We start from the raw sequence: 25758 nt of genomic DNA on the forward strand, positions 1-25758 counted from the left end.
TGACATGCATACCCTTGATTTTAATTACATTAATCTACAATGTTCATCACTAACATTTGTCAGGTTTGGATTAGAAGTAGTACTCAACACCAACAGAGAACTCGTCGTAATCAGCTGACTTCCAACGAGTTGTGCCACCATTTGCATCTGTCGAACCATCAGAGTATGTTGCGCCATCTCCGAAATCGAGAGTACGAGCACGCGCATAAATTACTGCTGAAGGGTCAACGAAGTACATGACTTGTGCAGATAACACATCATCAGCTGTGTTATCGATAGTGCGGCCATTGCGCTCTAAATCAAAGTTCGCTGCGTAACCCAACTTGTATTGCCAATCGCCTGTTGTGTACATGATTGCCGAAGACATCGCATTTTGTTTCTCATCAGTGCCAGATGTCGATGCTTCCATCATTTTGTATTGTGCGAAGAAAGAGATACCGTTGTCGAACCAACCTTGAACACCCACTAAGTAAGTGTCATTCGACCACATTGAGTCTTCATAATCGATATTGCGGTTCGCTTCATACGCAGCGTCTAATTGAATAGGACCTAATTTGTAGTGCGCAGCTAAACCACTCCAGTAGTCATTGCCTTCACCCAGTCCAGCTTTATCGCCAGCACCGACCGCTACATCGAAAGATAGTGCGTCGTTGTACATTGGGCTGTCCCAACGAATAGTGTTAGATTGACGGTCTTGATACTTAGCACCACCAATTGCGCCGCCCCAGTCATAAACATCACCCATACCTGGGTTCGATGCTGGCCAGTCGACCAATTCGTACATAGGCGTTAATACACGGCCTAAACGAACTTGACCAAATGACTCGCTCTCAAAACCAACGAATGTATCACGCTCTCCAAGACCAGCGCCTTCACCGCCGAAGCTTGGGTCTACATAACCACCTTCGATTTGCCAGATAAAGGTTGGACCAAAGTTTGCGAAGTCTTTCTTACCACGGAAACCAATACGTGATTCATTGTTTAGCTGTGTGCCACCCAAGTTGTCATCTGTCGCGCTGCTACCTGAATCGTAATCACGATACGCCGCTTGCATTGCGATGATGCCGTACACTTCGTATGCAAAAGAATCTTTAGTTAAGTAATTTTTTGCTGCGTCGCTATTCGCGCCATCTGCGTAAGCACCACCGCTTAACATTAGCGTTGAAACTGCTGCACCTAGCAATGTCTTTTTAAAAGTAGACATAAGATTAACCCCTGTTATTTTTTTGTTTTTCCGTTACCAGCCAAAGCTTTAAACGAACGTTCTATTTATGGACGAGGCAAATATGGCAAACTTTTTTTTCTTTAAAAAACATTACGATATAAAATCAGACACCCATCAAAATTCACTTTTATAAAAACAAATAAAACCAATAAAACCAATAGCTTAAGTTGGAAATATCAAGAAAAATTTTGTCGATTTGATTTTGACGTGTGAGCACTCTCTTTATTTGAAAGACTTTGGATTGGAATCTAGCGATCTAGATCACTAAGAATTTTTTCTGTTTAGGGGAACTTTATTTTCCTTGAGAAGGAACTTTGAAGTGAATCGCAATATAAAACGTCAAAATCAATGTGAATTCGAGGAAATTAACGTTTTGTTTATTTGTCTTAATTGAAAGAAGCACTATTGACCTTCCCCTTGAGGTAAGGTTTATCTTAAGCGGTAGATTAGCTTTGGAGAGTTAAAATGAATCATTACTCAGTCCCTTTATCAGGATTAAATTGCATGGGTTGCGCTAATAAGCTTAAACAGGCCCTGCTCCAGTATGAAGGAACCCAAGTTCTCGATATTTCCCCGGATGCTTTAGATGTTTCTACGCCTCTGTCTTATCTATTACTAAAAAATGCCATTGAAGAAGCCGGCTACCGAATGGGGCAGCAAGTTCACCTTTCTCTATCCGGTCTAAATTGTGGTAAATGCGTCTCAAAGGTAAGAAACCGACTTATCGACCTCGAAACGGTTGATTCTCTAGAGGTCTCCAAAAGTGAGCTCGCGGCTTTTACATCTCTCACACCTAAACAGCTCATCCAAATCATTGATGAGCTGGGGTTTAGCGCAGATAAATTTGAACCGATCACCTCAAAACCTGAGGCTAAGGAAGAATCGGGAAAAACCACCTCTTCTATTGTGACCAGTCCTTTCACACATAATGTTCTCATCCATGGGATGACTTGTGCCAGCTGCGTATCTTCAGTTGAGAAAGCAATTTTAAGCTTAGAATCCGTTGATAAAGTCCAAGTAAACTTGGCAGAACAAAGTGCGATTATTTTCAGTTCTTCAGAACGAATAAAGCTAGAAACGCCCTTAATCGCTGCCATCACTGATGCAGGATACGGCGCGGAATTCATTGACGATCCCAAAACTCAACAACTCAAGCAGCAAGCCCAACAACTCAAAGTTCAAAATGCTTTTAAACGAGATGCTTTTACCGCTTTAGCGCTCGGCGCACCTCTTATGGCATGGGGAGTTTTCGGCGGATCCATGATGATTCACTCCGTATCCGATCAAGTTGGCTGGGGGGTAGTTGGCTTGCTGACGCTGCTACTGCTCTCAACGTCCGGCAAAAGTTTTTTCATCAACGCTTGGAAGTCCGTTCTTCATAAGCGTGCCACAATGGACACACTCGTTGCTCTCGGGACTGGTGCCGCGTGGCTTTATTCGATGCTTGTCGTACTGATGCCAACTTGGTTTCCAGAAGCGTCCCGCCATGTCTATTTTGAAGCCAGTGCGATGATTATAGGTTTAATCTCTTTAGGCCACTTCATCGAAGCAAAAGCAAAAGCAAGAACCACTCAATCCCTACAAGCCCTTATCGATCTTCAGCCACAACAAGCAACGGTTGTCATAAACGGTGAAGACCACGACATTCCAGTGGAAGCGATAGAATTAGAGATGTCGGTAAAGATTCGGCCTGGTGAAAAAGTGCCTGTTGATGGGGTCGTCACTCAAGGGGAATCTTACTTGGATGAGTCCATGCTAACCGGCGAGCCACTTCCTGTCGTCAAACGAATCGATGATTCAGTTTCAGCAGGGACGATTAATGGTGACGGTAGCATTGTAATCAAAGCGACCGGAATCGGCGCGGATACCATGCTTGCGCGAATTATTCATATGGTTAGACAAGCGCAAAGTAGTAAACCCGCCATTGCGAAACTCGCCGATTCTATATCAGCGGTATTTGTGCCCGTGGTTGTAGCGATCGCGGTTGTTTCCGCACTCATTTGGTATTTCGTTGGCCCGCAGCCAAGTGCAAGCTACATGCTTATTGTGTCAACAACCGTTCTCATTATCGCGTGCCCTTGCGCATTAGGCTTGGCCACTCCACTTTCTATAACCGTTGGAATAGGGAAAGCTGCCGAATTTGGAGTGCTTATAAAAGATGCCGATGTTCTACAATCTGCAAGTAAAGTCCAAACGGTCGTTTTCGATAAAACCGGCACCTTGACCCAAGGAAAACCTAGCGTACAAGCTGTCTTTAGCCACCACCTCGAAGAAGCTGAACTTATCAAGCTTGCCTTCTCTGCTGAACAACTTTCTGAACACCCGCTTGCTCAAGCTATCTGTGATTATGCAAAATCAAAAGCGATTGAAAGCTATGAAGTAGACCGTTTTCAAAATCAAAGAGGGAAAGGGATTGAAGCGTCAGTCAATGGAAACCTGTTGCAAGTTGGCTCTTTAAATTACCTACGAAGCCTTAACATCGACACTCAAGTGGGTGATGAGTTTATCCAAGAAAGTGTTAATGCAGGCTGCACACCTATTCTTATTGCTGTCGATGGGCAACTCCAAGGCGCGATCCGTATTGCTGACACATTGAAAGAAGACAGTCAGCAAGCGATTACCGAGCTAAAAGCCGCTGGCATTCACACGGTATTACTCACGGGTGATAATAAAAAAGTCGCGACAATTCTCGGCCAATCCCTAGGAATCGATGAAGTTATTGCAGAAGTATTACCGGATCAAAAAGCCCAACATATAGAGGCTCTACAACAAGGGAAAAAAATTGTTGCCATGGTCGGTGATGGCATTAATGATGCGCCAGCTCTAGCAAAAGCGGATATCGGAATAGCCATGGGAAGTGGCAGTGATGTAGCTATTGAAAGCGCACAAATGACCCTGCTAAACTCCTCGCCCGTCGCAGTGAGCAATGCTATCAAACTGTCTCAGGCTACCGTCAAAAATATGAAGCAAAATCTATTTGGAGCCTTCGTGTATAACTCGCTAGGGATACCGATTGCTGCAGGTGTTTTATACCCATTCTTTGGATTCTTATTGAGCCCGGTATTTGCGGGAGCGGCCATGGCACTCTCTTCAATTACCGTCGTAAGCAATGCGAATCGACTTAGATTATTTAAGCCACAACATTCTAAATTTAATCAACAACACAGTCACAAATGAGGTTAATTATGTTCAATAAAGCAATCACGATTGCAGCACTGACTATTGTATCTGGACAAGCTTTGGCTACTGACGTTTTAAATCACAAGTCTCCTTACTGTGGCTGTTGCACTGAGTGGACAGAACACATGAAAGAAGCTGGATTTAATGTAGAAGAAAAGCTTCACGAAGACATGAATCCAATCAAGCGAAAGCTAGGCGTAACTTCTGAGCTTGCCTCTTGCCATACCGCAGAAATTAACGGCTATGTCTTTGAAGGCCACATTCCGGCAAGCGACATCAAAGCATTTTTAGAAAACCCACCACGTAATGCGAAAGGATTAGCCGTTCCGGGTATGCCTATGGGCTCTCCTGGCATGGAGTATGGTGATAAACAAGATGAGTACTCTGTCTATGCCTTCAACGAAAAAGGCCAAGTATTTGAATACCGTCATTACAAAGGAAACTAACCTTCTAAACTAAAAAAAGAGCCTCGCGATTGCGAGGCTCTTTACTTTAGGACAGTAGAACAAAATCTATTGAGTGCAGATTAGAATCCGTAAGATGCACCGAATACGAATGCGTTGTTAGTGTTGTCACCTTGGTTACGGAACTCAAAGTAAGGTTGAACGCCTTGACGAGTCCAAGTGGCACGTAACTCGTGATCCATTGAGCTGTCTTTTGACGCACCTGAAGAATCAGTGTCGCCAGCCATTACGTATACGTTGTTGTAGCTTAGTGCTACATCATCATTTAGTGCGTAAGCAATGCGAGTATCAAAACGAAAATCGGTATCGTTACCGCTCTCTTCATGCATGTGAGCACGAGTACGGTTGCTTAGCTGTAGACCGTTATCGAAGTTGTAGCCAATTTTAACTAATGGGCGGTATTGAAGCGTGTCACCTTGGTAAATAACGTGTTGGTAACCCGCAGCAACCCATAGGTTATCGTTAATGCTGAATGACTGCTCACCACCTACAGTTGTGTAAACAGAGTCTTGCTTAGATACACCATCTACTTCAGCAATATTACCCAATTGAATGCCGTCAAACTCGGTGTAAACCGTAAACCCACCAAGAGAGTTATCAAACGTATGGCCTGCTTCAAGAGTAGAAGTCACATCTGAGCCATGCATTTTATCACTATCAGAATGTAGCTGAAGGTTACCTGTTACGTAAGAAGAACCAGCAAAAGCACTAGAAGCGAAAGCAAGAGAAAGTGCACTTAAAGCGATAATTTTTTTCATAATAAACTGCCTTTATTTTAAATCGTTGCGGTATTTCACTGGTATATCATTCACCGACACCGCTAATAATGGGGTTGCCTCCCTGGCATGAAATCTATATTGCCCCATTTAATTCGCCCTGAAAAATAAAAGTCAGCTATCAGTGATCTTCCTCACCGTCAAAAAAGGACAAGATATTTTAAACTTTAAAAACAACAACTTAAAAATATAACTAAATCTAAAAGGCTTTTCACAAATCTAAAAAGAGAGATGGATCACATTAAAGTTCTGATTAGTGAAACAATTGAGTGCCAGCATCACGCCAGCTTTAGAGGTTTTTATGAGGGGCTTAATTTCTGATGAGAATAATGAGATCTATATCACTAACTTAATGATTAGACCGGTTCATTAATAATGATGAATAATGATTGGCTCCTCTATATTAAGAGGAGCCATAAACAGTACGGGTTTATTGAACAGTGGTCACGCGGCTGCTTCGCTCACCCGTTGCAGACACCGAACGGATTTTGACTTCACCTGACACGGCTGGTTTCTCACTATCAGAGTAAGTATTCCATGTATTACCACCATCGGCAGAGTATTGAAGCTCAACACCAGGGAACTGACTATTCATCGCCAATTTTCCTTGCTCTATCTTCGCTCCAGGAACTGGAAGGCGGTAATCGATGCCGTACCTTTCAAGTTTCGCTAATTCGCGCTGACCAAGAATATTCGCGAATCGATTGTAATCAGCATTCAGCGCTTTCTGATCGACTAAGTCAGTATCTTGAGAGTATTCCACACCGACTTTGTACTCATTTTCCCAGCTTGCATTGTGCCATGCACGCTCAGCAGCAGCCAATACTCGTGGGAATACCATGTATTCGTACTGTTCGTCAGTGCGAACGGTTTCTGACCAAAGCTGAGCTGAGAGCCCATGGAACGGCTTAGCTTCAATTTCACCTTTGCCAGTAAAACCATTGCCATCTCTGTCTAGTGATGTTTCCGCGTTTTGAGGCATATTTTCAGGCGCAAAACCAAACATCTTACGAGTATCTGTCGCACGAGTCGCCCAGTAGTAGCCACGCTCTTTCGGGTCTACTTCATATGGCATATCCATATAGACATAATCTGGGTTAGACACAATCACGTCGTAACCTTTCTTAGACCACTCATACACAGATGAAGTACCGCCCCAGTAAAGCACATCCCAGAAGTTCACGCGCTTGTTTTCTGTCGCAAAAGCATCGGAACCTTCGCTGTATTTCAAGCCATCTTGCCACGCTTGGAAACTCGGAATGCCCTTCTCTGCCACAATCTTAGAGACTTCTTCGGCGAAGTAACTAGGTAGGTGGCCAAAGTCGCTTACTGTACCGTCTGCGATCAAAGTCTGACATTGTGGAGACTGAGCAAAAGGCTTGTCTTGTTCAGATAAATCAATAGTCCCTTTCCAGCTCACTTTTTCTTGAGCATTGGTATCTTGGAAACCCGCACCCAACTTGATATTTTTCGCTTCATCTCCACCAAAGTGCCACGTTGTTAGCGGCGCACCGGCTTCATTATGCATGGCTGCTACTTCAGAAATGACTTTATCCACAAAGCGAGTCGAAGACTCCATACAAGGGTTGATGAAGCTTTGCTTATCGTAGAACTGTACCGTGGTCACGTTCGATGCATCTTGCGGGTCCATCAAGCGGAACTCATTCGCTTCGGTTTCTTTACCGGCTTCCATTAAGCGATCGTAGCGAGCTTCCATCGACACAACCGCCGCACGCGCGTGAGCAGGCATATCAATTTCCGGAATAACCTCAATGTTACGAGCGGTTGCGTACTTTAAGATTTCAACATAATCAGCTTTGCTGAAATAACCAGAACCAAAATTATCGGTTGTCGGGCCTGAGCCAAGTTGAGGCAATAAACAACTCTTCTCATCTAAATCAAAACAACGATTACTACCAATATCTGTTAGTTCTGGTAATCCAGGAATTTCAAGACGCCAGCCCTCATCGTCTGTTAAGTGAAGGTGCAACTTATTCATCTTATAAGCCGCCATTTGATCTAATGTCGCCAGAATCGCTTGTTTGGAGTGGAAATTACGAGCAACGTCGACCATGATTCCACGATATTCAAAGCGTGGTGCATCTTCGATGGTGACTGATGGCAGAGTCGGTTCATTTTGGATATCGACTAAGCCAAAAATAGATTGAACCGCATAAAACGCTCCGGCATCGTCAAACGCGACAATCTCAATGCCTTCCTTAGCAATAGATAGCTGGTAGGCACCAGACACGGCTTGATCTCCAGAGAAAGCTTTCGGATTGATTTTGGCGTTTACTTCTAGGCCACCATCAGTCTCAACACCAAGTAGCTCTGCTCGGTCGTTAATGACTTTTTGCTGTGACTCAGTGAAACCAACAAACTTTAAGCCCGCTGCCACGGAAAACTCGTCGCCCACATTTTCAATACTTGTCGGTGTCGGAAGTAAAGTTGAAGACACATCTTGCGTCATTAAATCAGCGTTCTTTTCAAAACGGCTGATCGCGTTCGCCATAACATTATTGTCATCTGGAGTACGTTTGAGGTTATTCCCCTCTAAGCCATTCACAAAAGAAGCAGTATCTTCCGTATTTAAAGAAGCAATCAGCTGTGGCTCAGCATTGGGGGCAGCTACAAAAGCACCTGGCATGAAGTCCGTTTCAAACAACTGCCAGTATTCACCAACAAGCGGCAATACCACCTCTTCACCGGCAGCGAAACCATCAAACTTTTCGGTTGGCTCAAGTTTATGCAAGTCACCCGTTAAACGAGTGATTTTGAACTGATCACTGTCTACATCTAGGATTAAGCGAATGCTGTGGAAGTAAATCGCCCAATCTTGGGAGGTAATCGCTTCTCCATCATTCACCAGTGTCATGTTCACTTGATTACAAGAAGCCCACTCTGCACCTAGGTCTTGACACGCTAGCCCTTCATTAGCACCGTGATTCGTTAATACTGTGTATTGAATATCAAGGTTTTCAGCCAACGAGTTAACCACTTGCTGCTCAGAAGAAGGTGTCACCGCACACCCAGCTAAGCCCGCTAATACCGATACCGCAATTAAGTTTCTCTTTAACATCTCAACGTACCCATAAAACAAATTTAAAAGTCAAAACGAGAAGCCCTCGCTTTGGAATATGGAGAAACTATATTGAGTTATTTTTTAGCGTGAATTTAATCAATTCAAGAAAGTGATCTTGTTCAAACCTAAAAAAATCAGCGTTCAAAAATCACATTTAAATTAATCACTTAGAATCCATGTTGATTACGTCACTTTTGAATTGACGTAATTTATGCGCTTTAGATCACAACAAATAGTGAATTTTGTTTAGTAATCACTCTCTAAAATACAAACTGATTTTATCTTGATTATTCTTGTTATAAATTTGCCGATAATTTTGTGAAATGCATCCCAGAAAAAACGTCAAAATATTCTCGATAAAATCGATATTAACGAGATACCTTAAGAAACCCATACGCTCAGGAGTACAAAGTGAAACCGTCCCCGCGATTCTTTATCGGCTTATTGAGCCTTTTTCTTTTTATTAGCCATGCTAGTTCAGCGGAACCGCTTTACTGGAAAGCACAAAAAGGTGGAAAAGAGCTTCTCATACTAGGTTCGGTACATGTTGGAGACCAAAGCATGTACCCACTTCCTAGGGCTATCATCGACTATCTCAAACAAAGTGACGGATTAATTGTAGAGGCTGATATACGTCAAGCTGAGAACCTGCAATACCCAAAGACGAAATACACGAGTGCACAAGTACTCTCTCCTCACCTTAAAGAAAAGCTTATTGAAGCAAGCCGAACACTAAAATTAAATTCGCACAGCTTATTGGTGTCTCCACCTTGGGCAAGCGCTCTAACACTCCAGATGAAGCAATTTGAATCGATGGGCTATCAAACACAATATGGCATCGATAGCTTCTTGATTACTCAAGCAGAACAACATGATATTCCGGTTCTTGGGCTCGAAAGCCTTCAGTTTCAAATAGACTTGCTGACCAAGCTGCCTAATGACGGAGAAGATTTACTCATTAGCGGATTAGAAGAATGGGACAAGGCTGTAGAGACGACCCAATGTATGATGACCAGCTGGAAAAAAGGTGACAGCCACAACCTAGCCTCGCTAGGTGTTAGCAGTGAGATCTCTCCGGAATTAAGTGAGCGCTTTGTCTATTCTCGAAATCATAATTGGGTAGAGCAATTAAATAGCGACCAGTTTATTGCAGACAAGAGTAAACACTTACTAGTGGTTGGCTCTTTACATACAGTCGGAGAGCAAAACTTGCTGGCTTTACTTAAAGGTAAGGGCTTCAAAGTGACACAACTTTCAAGCAGCAGTAAAGCCGATTGCGCTTTCTAACTACTCATAAGTGAGCTGTTACAGATACGAGAAAGCCGTAACATTTCTACTACGGCTTTCTTCTATTTTACACCGGAAAATACTTCAAATATCAAGTGAACCTTGAACCCTCATATTCTCAGCGATAAATGCGAAAAAGGCTTCTCATTTCTGAGAAGCCTTTTTCTAAAAGTGGTCGGTGAAGAGGGATTCGAACCCCCGACCCTCTGGTCCCAAACCAGATGCGCTACCAAGCTGCGCTATTCACCGAGATATCTAACTGGCTCATTGCCTGTCGATGGAGCGTATAATACGGATTCTGAGTGTAGGCGCAAGTGATTTTATTGAAGTTTTTTCAAATAACCATTCGTTCGCTCAATTAAGCAGCAAGCACTGCTAAAATGTGACCAAAAACCCATAGTCAGAAACATAGATTTCACCTATGCAACAAGATTGATCCAGATCAGTGTGTGATTGCTTGCGAAATCTTAACGTTAAGTACGTATTCTAACTTTAAGGAAAAACACATGGACTTTTGGCTTGATCTTCTATTCGGTAATGCAGTAGGTCTTTCATCAATGATAGTGATATTTGGCGCTATCGGTCTAATGATGTTTTACGGAGGCTTCTTCATCTACAAAGTTATGAATGCGAAATCTCCTCACTAAAATCGCTAAGCCTCTATTTAGTTATCGAGCAATAATCAAATAGTGAATACGCTTTGCACCGGGGTTGGCTCTTTGCCTACTCCGGTTTTTTCGTTGATTCCTTCCTAAAATTACACACTTCTATTTTGGTCTTGGGTATACTCGAAACATTCAATAAAACTTGAGATGAACGCTATGTCTCATGACGATGATCTAGATTTATTCCAACAAATGATGGGCGATGTAAAACGCATTGATCAAGATACTGCTGAACATCAGAAAGTGCATCGAGTCACTGAATCTCACCTTGCCAAGCGTGAAGCCGCTATGTGGTTATCAGACAACGACGAAGATTACCTTTCTTTGGATTATTGCCCGATGATCAAACCCGATGACATTATCGAGTATAAAAAAGATGGTGTTCAGGATGGCGTCTACAAAAAGCTACGTTTAGGTAAATACCCAATCCAAGCGAAGTTGGATTTACACCGCAAAACGTTGAAAGACGCTCGCAATGAGATCCTGTCCTTCTTACGTCAATGTTTAAGAATGGACGTGCGAACCGTCATTATTGTTCACGGCAAAGGTGAGCGCTCTAACCCACCCGCTTTAATGAAAAGCTATGTTGCGAATTGGCTCAGTCAAATCAATGACGTGCAGTGTGTGCACTCCGCTCAGCCTTTTCACGGCGGTAGCGGCGCAGTCTATGTCATGCTTCGAAAGAGCAACGACAAGAAACTAGAAAACCGTGAGCGCCACCAAAAACGAATGAGTTAGTGCTCATCATCACACTTAGTGGTAAAATTAACTCAATATATAAGCAACTATTCATTAGTTGCTTTTCTTTTACCTAAAAACGTTGTGAAACGCTAAGAGAAGATCATGTCACAAGATTCCCAAGCAAAGCGCCTTAATAAATACATCAGCGAAACTGGTTTCTGCTCACGCCGAGAAGCCGATAAACTGATCGATGCAGGCCGTGTAACCATCAACGGAAAAATTCCCGAAATGGGAACGAAAGTGCTACCCGGTGACGATGTGTGCATCGACGACAAACCTGTCCGTTCAAAAGAGAAACCCGTTTATATTGCTCTGAATAAACCAACCGGCATTACTTGTACAACTGAACGAGATATTCCTGGGAACATTGTCGACTTCATTGGCCATCACAAACGTATCTTTCCGATTGGACGTTTAGATAAACCTTCAGACGGCCTAATTTTCCTGACAAATGATGGTGACATCGTAAATAAGATTCTACGAGCGGGTAACAATCACGAAAAAGAATACGTTGTTCGTGTCGATAAACCGATCACAGGTGAATTTCTCAAAAAAATGGCCGCAGGTGTACCGATTTTAGACACAGTGACTTTGCCATGTCAGGTAGAGAAAGAAACTAAGTTTTCTTTTCGCATCACGCTAACTCAAGGGCTCAATCGTCAGATTCGTCGCATGTGTGAAGCATTAGGCTACGAGGTATTCAAGCTTCGTCGTGTTCGCATCATGAACATCTCGCTAGATGGCATCCCGAATGGAAAATGGCGCTACCTCAGTGATGAAGAAGTGTCTGAAATTCTAGCGATGTGTGAAGGTTCAAGCAGCACTGAAGAGGCGTCTAAGCTAGACGCAAAAGGTAAGCGTATCCGTAAAGCGACGGATGCTAAGCTGTTTGATAGCCGTGATGAAAATCGCGACTCAACTGCGCGCCGCAATCAAAAAGATCGTAAACCACGTACCTTCCGAGGTAATAACGCGGACGAGTTTCGCCATGCGCCTAACTCTAAGCGCGGTAAAAACAGCGGTGGACGCTCGAGTGATGACTCAAAATCTCAACGCCCAAATCGCTCATACTCAAAGCCAACGACAGACAAAGCGCCAAGCAAGCCAGCGAAACGTACCTCTGGCACATTAGGGCTTAAGAAGTAATCCTAGAAATAGAAAAGCGTTGATCTAATAATTAGAGGAACGCTTTTTTTATTCTTCCATTCCACAACTTGCCTTAATCAAGGCAGAGTTCAACAAACTGACCGCGTGTTAAGCTTGAAAGGTCATTCGGCGCTAACTCAATTTCCAAACCGCGTTTCCCAGCACTCACACACATTACACCTAACGCTTTCGCACTTGCATCGATAAACGTGGGTAACGCCTTTTTCTGACCTAGAGGGCTAATGCCACCGACTACATAGCCTGTCGTTTTCTGGGCAATTTCTGGATCCGCCATTTCTGCTTTTTTGCCGGCTGCAGCTTTAGCTGCTAATTTCAAATTCAACTTACTCGATACCGGAATCACTGCCACCGCTAGGTTCTTGGCTTCTCCATTAATACTGAACAACAAAGTTTTAAAAACGGTCTTAGGATCTTGGCCTAACGCTTCAACGGCCTCTAGTCCATAGTTCGTATTGTTTGAGTCATGGTGATACTGATGAAGCTTGTGTGAGATCTTCTTTTTCTTCGCGAGATTAATTGCAGGTGTCATGATGAATTCCAGAAGCCAAATAAACAAAAAAGCGATGCCGAAGCATCGCTTTTAGTTAAATTTATCAGAGAGCTAGAGTCAAACGCTTTCTATACCCTCTCACAATTTATTATTTGTAAACCATTTCACCTGAAGGCGCGTACTTGTTTACGTCTACTGGGCTGTTAGCTTCTAGGTACTCTTTCAGTACTTCTGCATCAACAAAACCAGTGTTTACGAAACCAGGGTGACCTGTCAGTTTAGGGTAACCGTCACCGCCTGAAGCATTGAAGCTTGGCACTGTGAAACGGTAAGTTTCGTCTAGACGAAGCTGCTTACCACCGATGAATACGTTAGACACTTCACCGTTAGCAACTGTCATTGAGATACCAGCAAACTGAGCGTAAGCACCAGAATCTACAGGCTTAGTCGCAACAACGTTTAGGTAATCTAGAACTTCTTTACCAGACATATCTGTGTAAGTCAGGATGTTTGCGAAAGGTTGTACCGTTAGAACGTCTTTGTACGTTACGTCACCCGCTTCGATAGAGTCACGTACACCACCAGAGTTCATCACAGCGAAGTCAGCTTTAGCGCGCTCCATGTGAGATGTTGCGATTAGACGGCCTAGGTTAGTCTGTTGGAAACGAACTACGTTACGATCACCTTCAAGTTTGCCGTTCGTTTCTGCGATATTAACGTTCAGCTGAGCTTGACCTTGCTCTTGGAAAGGACGTAGGAATTCTAATAGCTCTGGATCTTGTGCAATTTCGTCTTCGATAAGTACACGTTTCTTCTTACCATCTACCTTAATTTTCTTCTTAAGGTTAACTGGGATTAGATCGTAGCTCACCATTTCTAGTTCGCCGTTACGGAATTCGTAATCAGCACGACCTACATATTTGCCCCACTCATGAGCTTGAACAATGTAAGTGCCGTTTTGTACGTCTGGCTTACACTCGTCAGAAGGCTTGAAGTTCTTCTTAACTACGTTTGGCGCTTCCATACATACAGGCTCTTGAGAGTGACCACCAACGATCATGTCTAGAGAACCTTCATCTAGGTAGCGAGCCAAAGCAACGTCACCCGGAGCATTCACACCACGTTGACCATTTTCGTAGTGGCCCATGTGAGTTACAGCGAAGATTAGGTCTGGCTTTTCAGTTTCTTGAAGTTCAGCAATTAGTTTTTTCGCTTCTTCTTTAGGGTCACGGAAGTCAATGCCACCGATAAACTCAGGGTTACCGATCTTCTGTGTATCTTCAGTCGTTAAACCAATTACAGCAATCTTAATACCTTGCTTGTTAAACATTTGATATGCTTGGAACTTACGCTCGCCCGTTGCTTTATCGTAAATGTTTGCCGAAAGCATTGGGAAATTAGCCCAGTCAATTTGCTTGTTCAGTACTTCAAGAGAATTATCAAATTCATGGTTACCTAGTGCCATCGCATCGTAACCAATCTTGTTCATACCTTTAAAATCAGGTTCTGCATCCTGTAGATCTGACTCTGGAACACCAGTGTTGATGTCACCACCAGATAGAAGCAATACGCTACCACCTTCAGCTTTTACTTCAGCACGTAATTGATCAATAAGCGTTTTACGTGCAGACATGCCGTACTCGCCATATTTGTTCTGCCAGAAGCGGCCATGGTTATCATTAGTGTGAAGGACTGTTAGCTTGTACGTTTCATCTTGATTCCACTCTTGAGTAGGTTGAGATGCACAACCAGCAAGAGTTGCTAGAATTGCAGCACTTAGTGCTGTCTTTAGAATAAGGCGTTGCTTCATTGTCATACCTTTTGAACTTTTGGGGATATCCACTACTTATAATTACTATAGGAGAAATACGACCAGTAGATTCTACTTGTCTAAATACCTATAAAACTTGATATAGTTTAAATTAACAAGCTGCATGTGACATTAGGATTTCATATTTATGTCGAATTGATCACGATAAAACGAACGGTAAAGTGTAACAAATGCATTCGATTACATTGTTGAATCCAATTGGTCACAGGCAATCGTTTTACTGTGATATCAATACACCAGCGGATTTTCGAGAACCTCATCGATAAACCCACAATATTAGAAAACATGTATCAATATTCCTAATCATTAAGCCTAATTGATACATAAAAAAAGCTGACTTCTTTGAAGTCAGCTTTTCTAAACACTATCTATTGTAGTCTATTTGATGTCGATGTGCTCAAAACCTTTGATTACATCATCAAGCGCTTTCATTTGCGCTAGGAAAGGCTCTAGCTTATCAAGCGGTAACGCAGACGGGCCATCACAACGTGCTTGATCTGGATTTGGATGCGCCTCAATGAATAGACCTGCAATCCCCGTTGCTAAACCTGCTTTTGCTAACTCAACCGTTTGTTCGCGACGACCACCTGAAGCTGAGCCTGATGGATCACGCATTTGTAGTGAATGAGTCACGTCAAAGATAATTGGACTACCATTTGATACTTTTTTCATTACACCAAAACCTAGCATATCAACCACTAAGTTATCGTAACCAAGACAAGAGCCACGCTCACAAAGAATGATATTTTCGTTACCACACTCTGCGAACTTATCTACGATATTACCCACTTGACCTGGGCTCATGAATTGAGGTTTCTTCACGTTGATAACCGCGCCTGTTTTCGCCATTGCTTCAACAAGATCAGTTTGACGAGCCAAGAACGCTGGAAGTTGAATAACATCAACCACATCCGCTACAGGTTGCGCTTGTGCTTCAGTATGAACATCAGTAATGATTTTCACACCAAACGTGTCTTTAAGCTCTTGGAAGATTTTCATTCCTTCTTCAAGGCCTGGACCACGGTAAGAGTGAACAGAGCTACGGTTTGCTTTATCGAAAGACGCCTTAAACACATAAGGGATGCCTAACTTTTCAGTTACTTTTACATAGTGCTCACAGATCTGCATCGCTAGATCGCGAGACTCTAGAACATTCATGCCAGCGAATAAAGTAAATGGCTTGTCGTTAGCTACTGGCAAATCGCCAATATGAACTGTTTTCTGTTCCATCGTATTCTCTCTAATATTTAGTATGGTCTAGTGAATCACAACCGAAGTTTCTGTCATTGCATTCACTTGAGATTTTAGTAATTCCGAAGCCGGATCGTCTGGGCACTGATCAATGAAGTACTGGTAATCCGTTGCCGCTACTTGATGACAATCTAATTGTTGGTAAATAAAACCACGGTCTCGAATTTCGTAAGGGTCATCTGGTACAAACGTTAGTGCAAGATCGGTACATTTTAAAGCTAAGGTATAACGCTCTTCTCGAAGAAGTGCGCTCTTGAGTAACGCCAACCAACGGCCAATAACCGTTGGGTTATCGGCAGCTTCTAAATGCTCTGATTTCAATTTTGCCAACGGGCCATCATGACCAATCAGCCACGCTTGTAAGGTTTGTTCGCCAACATATTCACCATTATATGGATTGATGAATACCGGTGACTGACCATACCAATTGACGCGCAGAAGAAATTGAGTAGGAAATGATACCCCTTCAACAGGGAAGCCCAACTTCTTGCCCAGAAACAAAAATATGGCACCTAAACTAACCGGAATACCTTTTCGGCGCTCTAGAACTTTATCGATGAACGCATTTTCTGACGAGAAGTACGCATCTTTATCGCCACTAAAGCCCCACTCAAAAAAGAATAAACGAAGAAAAGATTCAAACTTTTGCTGCTCATCACTTTCATTTACTAATGCAAATTCAGCTTCTTTAAAAAGGCGCTCGAGTTCTTGTTCCGCCCATGAATCTTGAGTATCAGGATTCACCGCTTTATTAAGAACAATCGCTCCTTCCGCTAATTCCAAATTATCAAAATCTTCATCGAAAAATTCGTACATGATTCTTACCCGAAAAAGGTTGGAACTTTTGTGACAGCAATTTTACCGGCCATCGCAAGCCAGCCTAAAGCACCAAAAAACGAGAAAGTTCTCAACAGCTTGTTCTTACCAAAACGTAAAGCGAAGAAGCCCAAAGCAATGTACGCCATCACACATGTCAGCTTTTCAGTTAACCACGGCGCTGCTGGAGTAAACGGGATAAAACCTGTAATGAAAATTAATCCAATACCAGATAGCAATAATAGTGAATCATTAATATGTGGAAAACGCTGTAAGAATGGATGCTTCAGCATTGGTGAATTTGCCATCATAAGCGCATATCGAACTGAAAGTAATAACGCGCTTAGGCCAACCGTCAGTAAGTGAAAATGTTTTAAAACGTCGTACATGTTCTCTCTCTTAATTTGTACTACTTAAACCTAGAACTAAAGGCTAGCCAGGCAAATACTGACCGAATGTGACACGGTCATTGCCACCGTAGTCTTTCTCGGTCGCAACATTGTCGTACCCAAGTGCTTGCAGAATATTTCTTACTGCAAGCCCCTGATCATAACCATGCTCAAAAGCCAGCCATCCGCCTTTTTCAAGGAATTCAATAGCATGTGTCGAGATATGTTTTATATCTGCGAGTCCTTTCTCTTCCGCAACCAACGCAGTGATCGGTTCAAATCGAACATCACCTTGAGTTAAATGCGGATCATTTTGCTCTATATAAGGAGGGTTAGAGACAATCAAAGCAAACTTTATACCGTCGCTTGAGAGTCCACCTTTTTTTAGTGGTTCAAACCAACTTCCATGCATAAAAGATGCATTTGAAATGTTCAAACGCTGGGCATTTTCTTCGGCCAATAGTTTAGCTTCCGGCCTTAAGTCAATTCCCATCACTTTCCGATTCGGCATCTCAGACGCTAATGCCAGTGCAATCGCTCCGGTACCAGTACCTAAATCTAAAATATCACCTTGCTGGCCAAACGTTTTATCTAACGCCACTTCTACTAACTTTTCAGTATCAGGGCGAGGAATAAGCGTTGAAGGAGACACTTTTAAAGACAAAGACCAAAATTCACGTTCACCGACAATATAAGCCACAGGCTCGCCTGTTAGACGTCGCTCAAGTAATGCATTGAATGCAGATTGTTGCTCAGACGTGAGTTCTTTTTCTGGCCAAGTTAGTAGGTAAGACCTTGGCTTGTCGAGGGCATGGCACAGCAGAACAGCAGCATCAATCGAAGGCGATGGATTACCGCCTTCTTGAAGCTGTACGATTGCTGATTTTAGTGCACCTTCAACCGTATAGTTAGATGACATAAATTAGTTATGTTCAGCCAAAGCTGCAAGCTGATCGGCTTGGTGCTCTTGAAGCACAGGATCAAGCAAGCTTTGCAGATCACCTTCTAATACTTCATTTAGACGGTAAAGTGTTAGGTTGATACGGTGATCAGATACGCGACCTTGTGGGTAGTTGTAAGTGCGGATACGGTCACTACGGTCACCTGAACCTAGTAGGTTACGACGCGTGTCTGATACTTCAGCAGCACGACGCTCTTCTTCAGCTTGTACAATACGAGCAGCAAGAACAGCCATCGCTTTAGCCTTGTTCTTATGTTGAGAACGCTCGTCCTGACACTCTACGACTGTACCTGTTGGCAAGTGAGTAATACGGATTGCTGAATCCGTGGTGTTAACGTGCTGACCACCCGCGCCCGATGCACGGAAAGTATCAATTTTCAGGTCTGCAGCTTTGATTTCCGGTAGATCTGCTTCTGGGATTTCAGGCATCACTGCAACAGTACAAGCAGACGTATGTACACGACCTTGAGACTCAGTCTCTGGTACACGTTGAACGCGGTGGCCGCCAGACTCAAACTTCATCACGCCATAAACGCCTTCGCCGCTTACTTTTGCGATCATCTCTTTGTAACCGCCTTGCTCTGAGTCATTGCTACTCATTACTTCAACGCGCCAACCTTTCTTCTCAGCAAACTTTGAGTACATACGGAATAAGTTACCCGCGAAGATACCAGCTTCATCACCACCCGCACCAGCGCGGATTTCTAAGAAACAGTTACGTTCATCGTTTGGATCTTTTGGAAGAAGAAGGATTTGCAATTCATCAGTAAGACGCTCAATTGCTTCTTTCGCATCTTTGATTTCTTCTTGCGCCATTTCACGCATTTCTGCGTCATCTTCTTTCGCCATCTCTTCAGCAGCTTCAAGATCTTCTTTCGCTTGCTGATAAGCTTGGAAGCACGTCGTTACTTCTTCTAGCTGTGAGTACTCTTTTGATAGAGCACGGAATTTGTCTTGATTACCGATCACATCAGGATCACCAAGCAGGTGTTGAACTTCTTCATAGCGTTCAACAAGTGTTTCAAGCTTTACTAGAATCGAGGCTTTCATATCGTCTTATCTTGTTGGAGGTCTAATCTTATTGAGGGTTATCTAAACCCAAACTCTGTCTAATGACCGTTAATTTTGCAGGTTCTCCTTGCTCAGCTGCACTTTGGAGTGCACGCGTTGGAGCATGGATCAATTTGTTGGTGAGCTTATTACTGAGCTCAAGTAAAACTTTTTCAGGGTCTCCGCCAGCGGCTAGAGACTGCAAACTTTTACTTAATAAATCTTCTCTAATCTCATTAGCCGATTTACGGTATTCACGAATACTGTCAACTGCTTGCAGTGAACGCATCCACGTCATGAATGCCGCACTTTCTTCACTGACAATGGCTTCAGCTTGGATAGCTTCAACTTTTCTCTGTTCAATATTGCTTTCAACAATCGACTGCAAATCATCAACCGTATAGAGGTAAGCATCATTTAAATCGCCTACCTGAGCTTCCACATCACGAGGAACGGCAATATCCACTAGCAACATTGGCTGATGCTTTCGTTGCTTTAAAGCAGTTTCAACCATGCCTTTACCTATGATAGGCAACGGGCTGGCCGTTGAGCTAATAACAATGTCAGCACGCATTAGGTGATCTGGGATTTCATTTAAGCTAATCACTTCAGCACCAAATTGCTCCGCAAGCCCAAGCGCTCGTTCACGGGTTCGGTTAGCCACTATGATTTTTTTACATCCGTTGCCTGCTAAATGCTTAGCAACCAATTCAATGGTTTCACCCGCTCCGACAAGCAGTACCGTCGATTCTTCTATCGATTCGAAAATATGCTTCGCTAATGTACAAGCAGCGTATGCTACCGAAACCGCACTACCACCGATTTCAGTTTCTGTACGAACACGTTTCGCAACAGAGAATGTCTTCTGAAAAAGCTTCTCCATCGAAGCATCGACAGCTTTTTGCTCACGAGAATCTGAATAGGCTTGCTTAACCTGACCAAGGATCTGGGGTTCACCGAGAACCAATGAATCCAAACCACATGAAACGCGCATTAAATGTTTAATCGCGGCTTGCTCTTCATGAATATACAAGCTTGGTTTGAGATCTTCAGGGCTCACTTGGTGAAATACCGATAGCCAGTCGATTACTTTACTTTTTGCTGCCGACTTAATGTCACAATAGATTTCAGTTCGGTTACAGGTTGAAAGAATTACACTTCCATTAACGTGCATATTTGCGCTGAGTTGCTCTAAGGCTGCAGACAATTTATCTGGACCAAAAGCGACTTTTTCTCGCAATTCAACCGACGCTGTATTGTGATTGATACCTACGGCAAGCAAAGACATGTATCAGAAGTTCTCGATCAGGGATTAGAAATAAGAGCCGAATTTTACTTGATGCATGGCTCTATTTAAAGGGAAAGCAGGATTTGTTTTCCTGAGTTCGTGAGTTCAATGCTATAGTTGCCCCGAAATTCCTACTATTTTGAGCAAGTTGTGAGCAGCCATGAGCAGATTGAATCAAATCCTCCATATAATGTTTATCACTATTGTTTTAGCTGGTTGTTCAACAATCCCGGAACAGCCTACCAGTGTCGAGTGGATGTCGCATCAAGCTCAACTTGAAAAAATCACCCATTATCAAGCTCAGGGAAAACTGGCTTATATCGCTCCAGACCAACGTCAAAGTTTAAATTTTATCTGGAAGCACTCACCCAACAAAAGTCAGCTTCGCCTCACCACCTTTCTTGGCCAAACGGCACTCAATCTCACAGTTAACGAACAAGGTGCCAAAGTGGTGACGTATGACGACGATGTCTTTACTCACCGAGACGCATCGGTACTCGTCAAACGATTAACTGGATTAAGCATTCCTATTGAACATATGCCTCAGTGGCTTCTCGGTGACCCAGAACAAGCGGACATGTTTTCACTTAATGAATCAAACACTCTCGCATCATTGAATAAAATGGTTGGCAGTCAATTTTGGCAGCTCGATTATACTAGTTACCGCAATCACCCTATCACCCTCAATCAATCATCAGAAGAAAGCACCTCGGTCGAGTTACCCTTACCGGCAAAGCTGACTTTCAAACATGACCAAACTCGAATTAACATTGTAATTTCTAAGTGGACACTGGCGAAATGATTTCAGAAGCAACACATTGGCCTTCTCCTGCCAAACTAAACCTTTTTCTTTATATCACTGGGCGCCGAGACAATGGTTACCACGAACTACAAACCTTATTTCAGTTCGTAGATTTCGGTGATGAATTAACCATTCAATCGAATGAATCAGGCCTAATCACAATTACTCCCGAAATCCCAGGCGTTAGCACGGAAGATAATTTGATCTGGAAGGCAGCAACCGCACTGCAAAAATATGCATCGTGTTCATTTGGCTCAGACATCCACCTTAAAAAAGTGCTCCCTATGGGTGGAGGGATTGGCGGAGGTTCGTCTAACGCCGCAACCGTTCTGGTCGCACTTAATTTTCTATGGCAATTGAACCTATCAGATGATGAGTTAGCAGAAATAGGTCTTAAACTCGGTGCCGATGTGCCGGTATTCGTGCGTGGCTATTCAGCCTTTGCAGAAGGCGTGGGTGAACAGCTTCACCCTGCCAATCCGGATGAAAAATGGTATCTGGTTGTTAAACCTCAAGTGAGCATAGCAACTGCAGACATATTCACACATCCAAAATTAACTCGAAATACGCCAAAGCGAGCGCTGACAACGCTTCTAGAGCAAGAATGCGTAAACGATTGCGAAAAAATTGTGCGAATGCTGTACCCAGAGGTTGATAAGCAACTTTCATGGCTGCTACAATATGCGCCGTCGAGATTGACTGGGACGGGTTCGTGCGTTTTTGCTGAATTTAGCAGCAAATTAGAAGCCGATTCAATCCTAGAAAAACTGCCTGACACAGTCTCCGCATTTGTCGCGAAAGGACGGAATGTTTCGCCCTTAAAAGAGACTCTGACTGATTACCAATCAGTCCACCCACAATCTATTTAAAAACTGGACGCAACCCTGAGGTTTCCACCGTGCCTGATATGAAGCTATTTGCTGGTAACGCAACACCTGAACTAGCCCAACGTATTGCTGATCGTCTATACATCTCTCTTGGCGATGCTACTGTAGACCGTTTTTCTGATGGCGAAGTCGCTGTTCAAATCAATGAAAACGTTCGTGGTAGCGATGTATTCCTGATTCAATCAACTTGTGCACCAACCAATGACAACCTTATGGAATTGGTGGTAATGATTGACGCAATGCGCCGTGCTTCAGCGGGCCGTATTACTGCGGTAATCCCATACTTTGGCTACGCTCGTCAAGATCGTCGTGTACGTTCTGCACGTGTGCCAATCACTGCAAAAGTTGTTGCAGATTTCCTTTCTAACGTTGGTGTTGACCGCGTTCTTACTATCGACCTACATGCAGAGCAAATCCAAGGCTTCTTCGACGTACCAGTTGATAACATCTTCGGTACTCCTGTACTTCTAGAAGACATGCAGAACCGCGGCCTTGAAAACCCAGTTGTGGTTTCACCTGACCTAGGTGGCGTTGTACGTGCTCGTGCAACAGCTAAAGCACTAGGTGACGTAGACATCGCTATCGTTGATAAGCGTCGTCCACGTGCTAACGTTTCTGAAGTAATGAACCTAATCGGTGATGTTGAAGGTCGTGACTGTGTAATCGTTGATGACATGATCGATACTGGTGGCACGCTATGTAAAGCAGCTGAGGCTCTAAAAGAACGCGGTGCTAAGCGTGTATTCGCTTACGCAACTCACGCAGTATTCTCAGGCAGCGCTGCAGATAACATCAAGAACTCTGTTCTAGACCAAGTTATCGTAACTGACTCTATCTCTCTATCTCCAGAGATGGCAGCGACTGGCAAAGTAACAGAGCTAAGCCTGTCTCGCATGCTTGCTGAAGCGATTCGTCGTATCAGCAACGAAGAGTCTATCTCTGCGATGTTCAACTAAGTTTAATTAAACTTAACGACAGAATTTAAGCACTTCATTTTTGTGAAGTGCTTTTTTTATACCTGAAATATCCTGAACGAGGTTAAATTAAGCCGTCTCGCACCTCGTTCATAAAGTGTGATATGATACGGCGCTTTTTGAAATCCCAGAGAGATCCATACCTTGAGCCAACAAATAAAACTTCTCGTTGGACTGGCAAATCCAGGTCCAGAATACGCCAAAACTCGCCACAATGCGGGTGCTTGGGTGGTTGAAGAATTAGCACGCGTGCACAATGTAACGTTAAAGAATGAAGCAAAGTTCTTTGGCTTAACTGGCCGTATTATGGTTCACGGTGAAGATCTTCGTTTATTGATCCCCACTACTTATATGAATTTATCCGGTAAAGCCGTTGCAGCACTTGCAAAGTTTTACCAAATTAAACCAGAAGAGATCATGGTCGCTCACGACGAATTAGATCTACCTCCTGGTATCGGTAAATTTAAAAAAGGCGGTGGACATGGCGGCCATAATGGCCTCAAAGACATCATCAGTAAACAGGGTAACAATAAAGAATTCTATCGTCTTAGATTAGGCATCGGCCATCCGGGACACAAAGATAAAGTTGCAGGTTATGTATTAGGCAAAGCTCCCGCAAAAGAGCAAGAATGTATTGATGCTGTCGTCGACGAATCAGTACGTAGCCTAGACATCTTATTAAAAGATGGCCTATCAAAAGCGCAAAATCGCTTACATACGTTCAAAGCAGAATAAGGTTTATATCATGGGTTTTAAATGTGGCATCGTTGGTCTACCAAACGTTGGTAAGTCAACTCTGTTTAACGCACTGACAAAAGCAGGCATCGAAGCAGCAAACTTCCCTTTTTGTACGATCGAGCCAAACACAGGTATCGTTCCGGTTCCAGATCTTCGTTTGGATGCATTAGCTAAAATTGTTAATCCACAAAAGATCCTTCCAACAACAATGGAATTCGTTGATATCGCAGGTTTGGTTGCTGGCGCATCAAAAGGTGAAGGCCTGGGTAACAAATTCCTAGCGAACATCCGTGAAACTGACGCAATTGGTCACGTTGTACGCTGCTTTGAAAACGAAAACATCGTTCACGTTTCTGGTAAGGTTTCTCCGATTGAAGATATCGAAGTGATCAACCTAGAACTAGCACTAGCAGATTTAGACAGCTGTGAGCGTGCACTTCAGCGTAACGCTAAAAAAGCAAAAGGCGGCGATAAAGACGCTAAGTTTGAAATCACTATACTAGAAAAGCTACTACCGGTTCTGACTGAAGGCGGCATGGCGCGTACGGTTGAACTAGCAAAAGAAGAGCTGGCAGCGATTGGCTACCTAAACTTCCTAACGCTTAAGCCAACAATGTACATTGCAAACGTTAGTGAAGATGGCTTCGAAAATAACCCTTACCTAGACGCAGTTCGCGAATACGCTGAAAAAGAAAACAACGTTGTTGTAGCAGTATGTGCCGCTATCGAATCAGAGCTGTCTGAGCTTGATGACGAAGATCGCGAAGAGTTCCTTGCTGATATGGGCATCGAAGAACCAGGTCTAAATCGTGTTATCCGTTCTGGTTACGAACTACTAACGCTTCAAACTTACTTCACAGCAGGTGTTAAAGAAGTTCGCGCTTGGACTATCCCTGTTGGAGCAACTGCGCCGCAGGCTGCAGGTAAGATCCATACCGACTTCGAAAAAGGTTTTATCCGTGCTGAAGTTGTTGGTTACGACCATTTCATCGAGTTTAATGGTGAAAGCGGTGCGAAAGACGCAGGTAAATGGCGTCTAGAAGGTAAAGATTACATCGTAAAAGATGGTGATGTGGTTCATTTCCGCTTCAACGTTTAATTTACAACCAGTCTAATTAATAAAAGCCAGCATTCATTGCTGGCTTTTTTGTTGCTACTCATTCTAATTAGGCCGAGTAAAGTCATTAACTTGGAAGCTATGCAGGATTTTTTGTGAGTTTTTGATCACAAATACGCCTCTTTGTTTAAAAAGAAACCGAACAATGGCTTTATCGCAATTTATTTAAAAAAACTGTTGACGGGTTTCGTTCAACTACGCATAATGCGCCCCGTTCTCAGCGATAAGGCAACAAATCAACGAGAGCGAAAAATTGGAAAATGGCTACTTAGCTCAGTTGGTTAGAGCACATCACTCATAATGATGGGGTCGCAGGTTCAAATCCCGCAGTAGCCACCATACAACGTCTAGTTGATAACCAATCGTCAACTAAGACTAAAAATTTGCTGCGGACGTGGCGGAATTGGTAGACGCACCAGATTTAGGTTCTGGCGCCGCAAGGTGTGAGAGTTCAAGTCTCTCCGTCCGCACCATATTTAGATGTCTTAATGATGTCGATTGTTGGGCTATCGCCAAGCGGTAAGGCACCGGCTTTTGATGCCGGCATTCCCTGGTTCGAATCCAGGTAGCCCAGCCA

At 43.3% G+C, this 25758-nt stretch carries 22 protein-coding genes and 4 tRNA genes; 14 read left to right on the forward strand and 12 right to left on the reverse strand.

The features are described from left to right. Positions 1–70: 70 nt before the first annotated feature. The gene (chiP, locus tag ACHUFI_RS20525) at positions 71–1204 is read right to left on the reverse strand and encodes a chitoporin (protein ID WP_394252566.1); all 1134 of its coding nucleotides are present in this window, start codon (positions 1202–1204) and stop codon (positions 71–73) included. Between the two features lie 486 nt (positions 1205–1690). On the opposite strand from chiP, the gene ACHUFI_RS20530 reads away from it, so the two are divergent. Both ACHUFI_RS20530 and ACHUFI_RS20535 read left to right on the forward strand, forming a co-directional pair. Then, positions 1691–4402 carry a heavy metal translocating P-type ATPase gene (locus ACHUFI_RS20530; protein ID WP_394252568.1) on the forward strand — a complete coding sequence of 904 codons (2712 nt, stop codon included), beginning with the start codon at positions 1691–1693 and terminating at the stop codon, positions 4400–4402. A gap of 8 nt (positions 4403–4410) precedes the next feature. Then, positions 4411–4851, forward strand: coding sequence for a DUF411 domain-containing protein (locus ACHUFI_RS20535; protein WP_394252569.1), 441 nt, complete (start codon positions 4411–4413; stop codon positions 4849–4851). An 80-nt stretch (positions 4852–4931) separates the two neighbouring features. Here ACHUFI_RS20535 and ACHUFI_RS20540 read toward each other — a convergent pair whose 3' ends face one another. Together ACHUFI_RS20540 and ACHUFI_RS20545 are read right to left on the reverse strand one after the other, a co-directional pair. Further along, complete coding sequence (locus ACHUFI_RS20540; RefSeq protein ID WP_394252571.1) at positions 4932–5627, reverse strand: oligogalacturonate-specific porin KdgM family protein; 696 nt, start codon at positions 5625–5627, stop codon at positions 4932–4934. Between the two features lie 448 nt (positions 5628–6075). Further along, positions 6076–8724: a beta-N-acetylhexosaminidase gene (locus tag ACHUFI_RS20545; RefSeq protein WP_394252573.1), complete on the reverse strand. Its 2649-nt coding sequence runs from the start codon at positions 8722–8724 to the stop codon at positions 6076–6078. Positions 8725–9138: 414 nt separating this feature from the next. On the opposite strand from ACHUFI_RS20545, the gene ACHUFI_RS20550 reads away from it, so the two are divergent. Next, a complete protein-coding gene (locus ACHUFI_RS20550) occupies positions 9139–10014 on the forward strand; it encodes a TraB/GumN family protein (RefSeq protein ID WP_394252575.1) in 876 nt (291 codons plus the stop codon). A gap of 172 nt (positions 10015–10186) precedes the next feature. Here the strand turns inward: ACHUFI_RS20550 and ACHUFI_RS20555 are convergent. Beyond that, positions 10187–10263: transfer RNA gene (locus ACHUFI_RS20555), tRNA-Pro, on the reverse strand. Positions 10264–10520: 257 nt separating this feature from the next. Between ACHUFI_RS20555 and ACHUFI_RS20560 the strand changes: the two genes are divergently transcribed. From ACHUFI_RS20560 to rluF, 3 genes are all read left to right on the forward strand, one after another. Next, on the forward strand, positions 10521–10661 hold the full coding sequence (locus ACHUFI_RS20560; RefSeq protein WP_394252577.1) for a DUF3149 domain-containing protein: 141 nt from the start codon (positions 10521–10523) through the stop codon (positions 10659–10661). A 174-nt stretch (positions 10662–10835) separates the two neighbouring features. Continuing rightward, on the forward strand, positions 10836–11417 hold the full coding sequence (gene smrA / locus ACHUFI_RS20565; protein WP_394252579.1) for a DNA endonuclease SmrA: 582 nt from the start codon (positions 10836–10838) through the stop codon (positions 11415–11417). Positions 11418–11522: 105 nt separating this feature from the next. Next, entirely contained in the window at positions 11523–12566 is a 1044-nt protein-coding gene (rluF, locus tag ACHUFI_RS20570; RefSeq protein ID WP_394252581.1) for a 23S rRNA pseudouridine(2604) synthase RluF, read from the forward strand. Positions 12567–12639: 73 nt separating this feature from the next. On the opposite strand, the gene ybaK is transcribed toward rluF, so the two are convergent. The 8 genes from ybaK to hemA all read right to left on the reverse strand — a co-directional run bounded on the left by ybaK (position 12640) and on the right by hemA (position 20663). Further along, positions 12640–13116 (reverse strand): Cys-tRNA(Pro) deacylase, encoded by a 477-nt coding sequence (gene ybaK / locus ACHUFI_RS20575; protein ID WP_394252583.1) that lies wholly within the window; start codon positions 13114–13116, stop codon positions 12640–12642. Positions 13117–13225: 109 nt separating this feature from the next. Further along, on the reverse strand, positions 13226–14887 hold the full coding sequence (ushA, locus tag ACHUFI_RS20580; protein ID WP_394252585.1) for a bifunctional UDP-sugar hydrolase/5'-nucleotidase UshA: 1662 nt from the start codon (positions 14885–14887) through the stop codon (positions 13226–13228). Between the two features lie 399 nt (positions 14888–15286). After that, positions 15287–16138 carry a 3-deoxy-8-phosphooctulonate synthase gene (gene kdsA / locus ACHUFI_RS20585; protein ID WP_394252587.1) on the reverse strand — a complete coding sequence of 284 codons (852 nt, stop codon included), beginning with the start codon at positions 16136–16138 and terminating at the stop codon, positions 15287–15289. Positions 16139–16165: 27 nt separating this feature from the next. Next, positions 16166–16975 (reverse strand): SirB1 family protein, encoded by an 810-nt coding sequence (locus ACHUFI_RS20590; protein WP_394252589.1) that lies wholly within the window; start codon positions 16973–16975, stop codon positions 16166–16168. Between the two features lie 5 nt (positions 16976–16980). After that, positions 16981–17364 (reverse strand): SirB2 family protein, encoded by a 384-nt coding sequence (locus ACHUFI_RS20595; protein WP_137357540.1) that lies wholly within the window; start codon positions 17362–17364, stop codon positions 16981–16983. Between the two features lie 43 nt (positions 17365–17407). Then, positions 17408–18283, reverse strand: a complete 876-nt coding sequence (gene prmC / locus ACHUFI_RS20600) for a peptide chain release factor N(5)-glutamine methyltransferase (RefSeq protein ID WP_394252591.1) — start codon at positions 18281–18283, stop codon at positions 17408–17410. A gap of 3 nt (positions 18284–18286) precedes the next feature. Further along, positions 18287–19375 carry a peptide chain release factor 1 gene (gene prfA, locus ACHUFI_RS20605; RefSeq protein ID WP_394252593.1) on the reverse strand — a complete coding sequence of 363 codons (1089 nt, stop codon included), beginning with the start codon at positions 19373–19375 and terminating at the stop codon, positions 18287–18289. A gap of 28 nt (positions 19376–19403) precedes the next feature. Continuing rightward, complete coding sequence (hemA, locus tag ACHUFI_RS20610) at positions 19404–20663, reverse strand: glutamyl-tRNA reductase (RefSeq protein ID WP_394252595.1); 1260 nt, start codon at positions 20661–20663, stop codon at positions 19404–19406. 160 nt (positions 20664–20823) lie between these two features. Between hemA and lolB the strand changes: the two genes are divergently transcribed. From lolB to ACHUFI_RS20650, 8 genes are all read left to right on the forward strand, one after another. Next, entirely contained in the window at positions 20824–21465 is a 642-nt protein-coding gene (gene lolB, locus ACHUFI_RS20615) for a lipoprotein insertase outer membrane protein LolB (RefSeq protein WP_394252597.1), read from the forward strand. Beyond that, positions 21462–22334 carry a 4-(cytidine 5'-diphospho)-2-C-methyl-D-erythritol kinase gene (gene ispE, locus ACHUFI_RS20620; RefSeq protein WP_394252599.1) on the forward strand — a complete coding sequence of 291 codons (873 nt, stop codon included), beginning with the start codon at positions 21462–21464 and terminating at the stop codon, positions 22332–22334. The genes lolB and ispE overlap by 4 nt, the downstream gene beginning before the upstream one ends. A 29-nt stretch (positions 22335–22363) precedes the next feature. Then, positions 22364–23308 (forward strand): ribose-phosphate pyrophosphokinase, encoded by a 945-nt coding sequence (locus ACHUFI_RS20625; protein ID WP_137357534.1) that lies wholly within the window; start codon positions 22364–22366, stop codon positions 23306–23308. Between the two features lie 162 nt (positions 23309–23470). Continuing rightward, positions 23471–24061 (forward strand): aminoacyl-tRNA hydrolase, encoded by a 591-nt coding sequence (gene pth, locus ACHUFI_RS20630; RefSeq protein WP_137357533.1) that lies wholly within the window; start codon positions 23471–23473, stop codon positions 24059–24061. Between the two features lie 10 nt (positions 24062–24071). Next, entirely contained in the window at positions 24072–25163 is a 1092-nt protein-coding gene (ychF, locus tag ACHUFI_RS20635) for a redox-regulated ATPase YchF (protein WP_394252602.1), read from the forward strand. Positions 25164–25443: 280 nt separating this feature from the next. Further along, positions 25444–25520: transfer RNA gene (locus ACHUFI_RS20640), tRNA-Met, on the forward strand. Positions 25521–25569: 49 nt separating this feature from the next. Continuing rightward, a tRNA-Leu gene (locus tag ACHUFI_RS20645) sits at positions 25570–25654 on the forward strand. A 29-nt stretch (positions 25655–25683) separates the two neighbouring features. Beyond that, positions 25684–25758, forward strand: a tRNA-Gln gene (locus ACHUFI_RS20650).

The organism is Vibrio profundi (genome assembly GCF_043642225.1).
Taxonomy (GTDB): Bacteria; Pseudomonadota; Gammaproteobacteria; order Enterobacterales; family Vibrionaceae; genus Vibrio; species Vibrio profundi_A.

Bases quoted from the DNA above. Each gene is read 5' to 3' on its own strand.
- chiP (WP_394252566.1), bottom strand. From the start codon at position 1,204: ATGTCTACTTTTAAAAAGACATTGCTAGGTGCAGCAGTTTCAACGCTA.
- ACHUFI_RS20530 (WP_394252568.1), top strand. From the start codon at position 1,691: ATGAATCATTACTCAGTCCCTTTATCAGGATTAAATTGCATGGGTTGC.
- ACHUFI_RS20535 (WP_394252569.1), top strand. From the start codon at position 4,411: ATGTTCAATAAAGCAATCACGATTGCAGCACTGACTATTGTATCTGGA.
- ACHUFI_RS20540 (WP_394252571.1), bottom strand. From the start codon at position 5,627: ATGAAAAAAATTATCGCTTTAAGTGCACTTTCTCTTGCTTTCGCTTCT.
- ACHUFI_RS20545 (WP_394252573.1), bottom strand. From the start codon at position 8,724: ATGTTAAAGAGAAACTTAATTGCGGTATCGGTATTAGCGGGCTTAGCT.
- ACHUFI_RS20560 (WP_394252577.1), top strand. From the start codon at position 10,521: ATGGACTTTTGGCTTGATCTTCTATTCGGTAATGCAGTAGGTCTTTCA.
- smrA (WP_394252579.1), top strand. From the start codon at position 10,836: ATGTCTCATGACGATGATCTAGATTTATTCCAACAAATGATGGGCGAT.
- rluF (WP_394252581.1), top strand. From the start codon at position 11,523: ATGTCACAAGATTCCCAAGCAAAGCGCCTTAATAAATACATCAGCGAA.
- ybaK (WP_394252583.1), bottom strand. From the start codon at position 13,116: ATGACACCTGCAATTAATCTCGCGAAGAAAAAGAAGATCTCACACAAG.
- ushA (WP_394252585.1), bottom strand. From the start codon at position 14,887: ATGAAGCAACGCCTTATTCTAAAGACAGCACTAAGTGCTGCAATTCTA.
- kdsA (WP_394252587.1), bottom strand. From the start codon at position 16,138: ATGGAACAGAAAACAGTTCATATTGGCGATTTGCCAGTAGCTAACGAC.
- ACHUFI_RS20590 (WP_394252589.1), bottom strand. From the start codon at position 16,975: ATGTACGAATTTTTCGATGAAGATTTTGATAATTTGGAATTAGCGGAA.
- ACHUFI_RS20595 (WP_137357540.1), bottom strand. From the start codon at position 17,364: ATGTACGACGTTTTAAAACATTTTCACTTACTGACGGTTGGCCTAAGC.
- prmC (WP_394252591.1), bottom strand. From the start codon at position 18,283: ATGTCATCTAACTATACGGTTGAAGGTGCACTAAAATCAGCAATCGTA.
- prfA (WP_394252593.1), bottom strand. From the start codon at position 19,375: ATGAAAGCCTCGATTCTAGTAAAGCTTGAAACACTTGTTGAACGCTAT.
- hemA (WP_394252595.1), bottom strand. From the start codon at position 20,663: ATGTCTTTGCTTGCCGTAGGTATCAATCACAATACAGCGTCGGTTGAA.
- lolB (WP_394252597.1), top strand. From the start codon at position 20,824: ATGAGCAGATTGAATCAAATCCTCCATATAATGTTTATCACTATTGTT.
- ispE (WP_394252599.1), top strand. From the start codon at position 21,462: ATGATTTCAGAAGCAACACATTGGCCTTCTCCTGCCAAACTAAACCTT.
- ychF (WP_394252602.1), top strand. From the start codon at position 24,072: ATGGGTTTTAAATGTGGCATCGTTGGTCTACCAAACGTTGGTAAGTCA.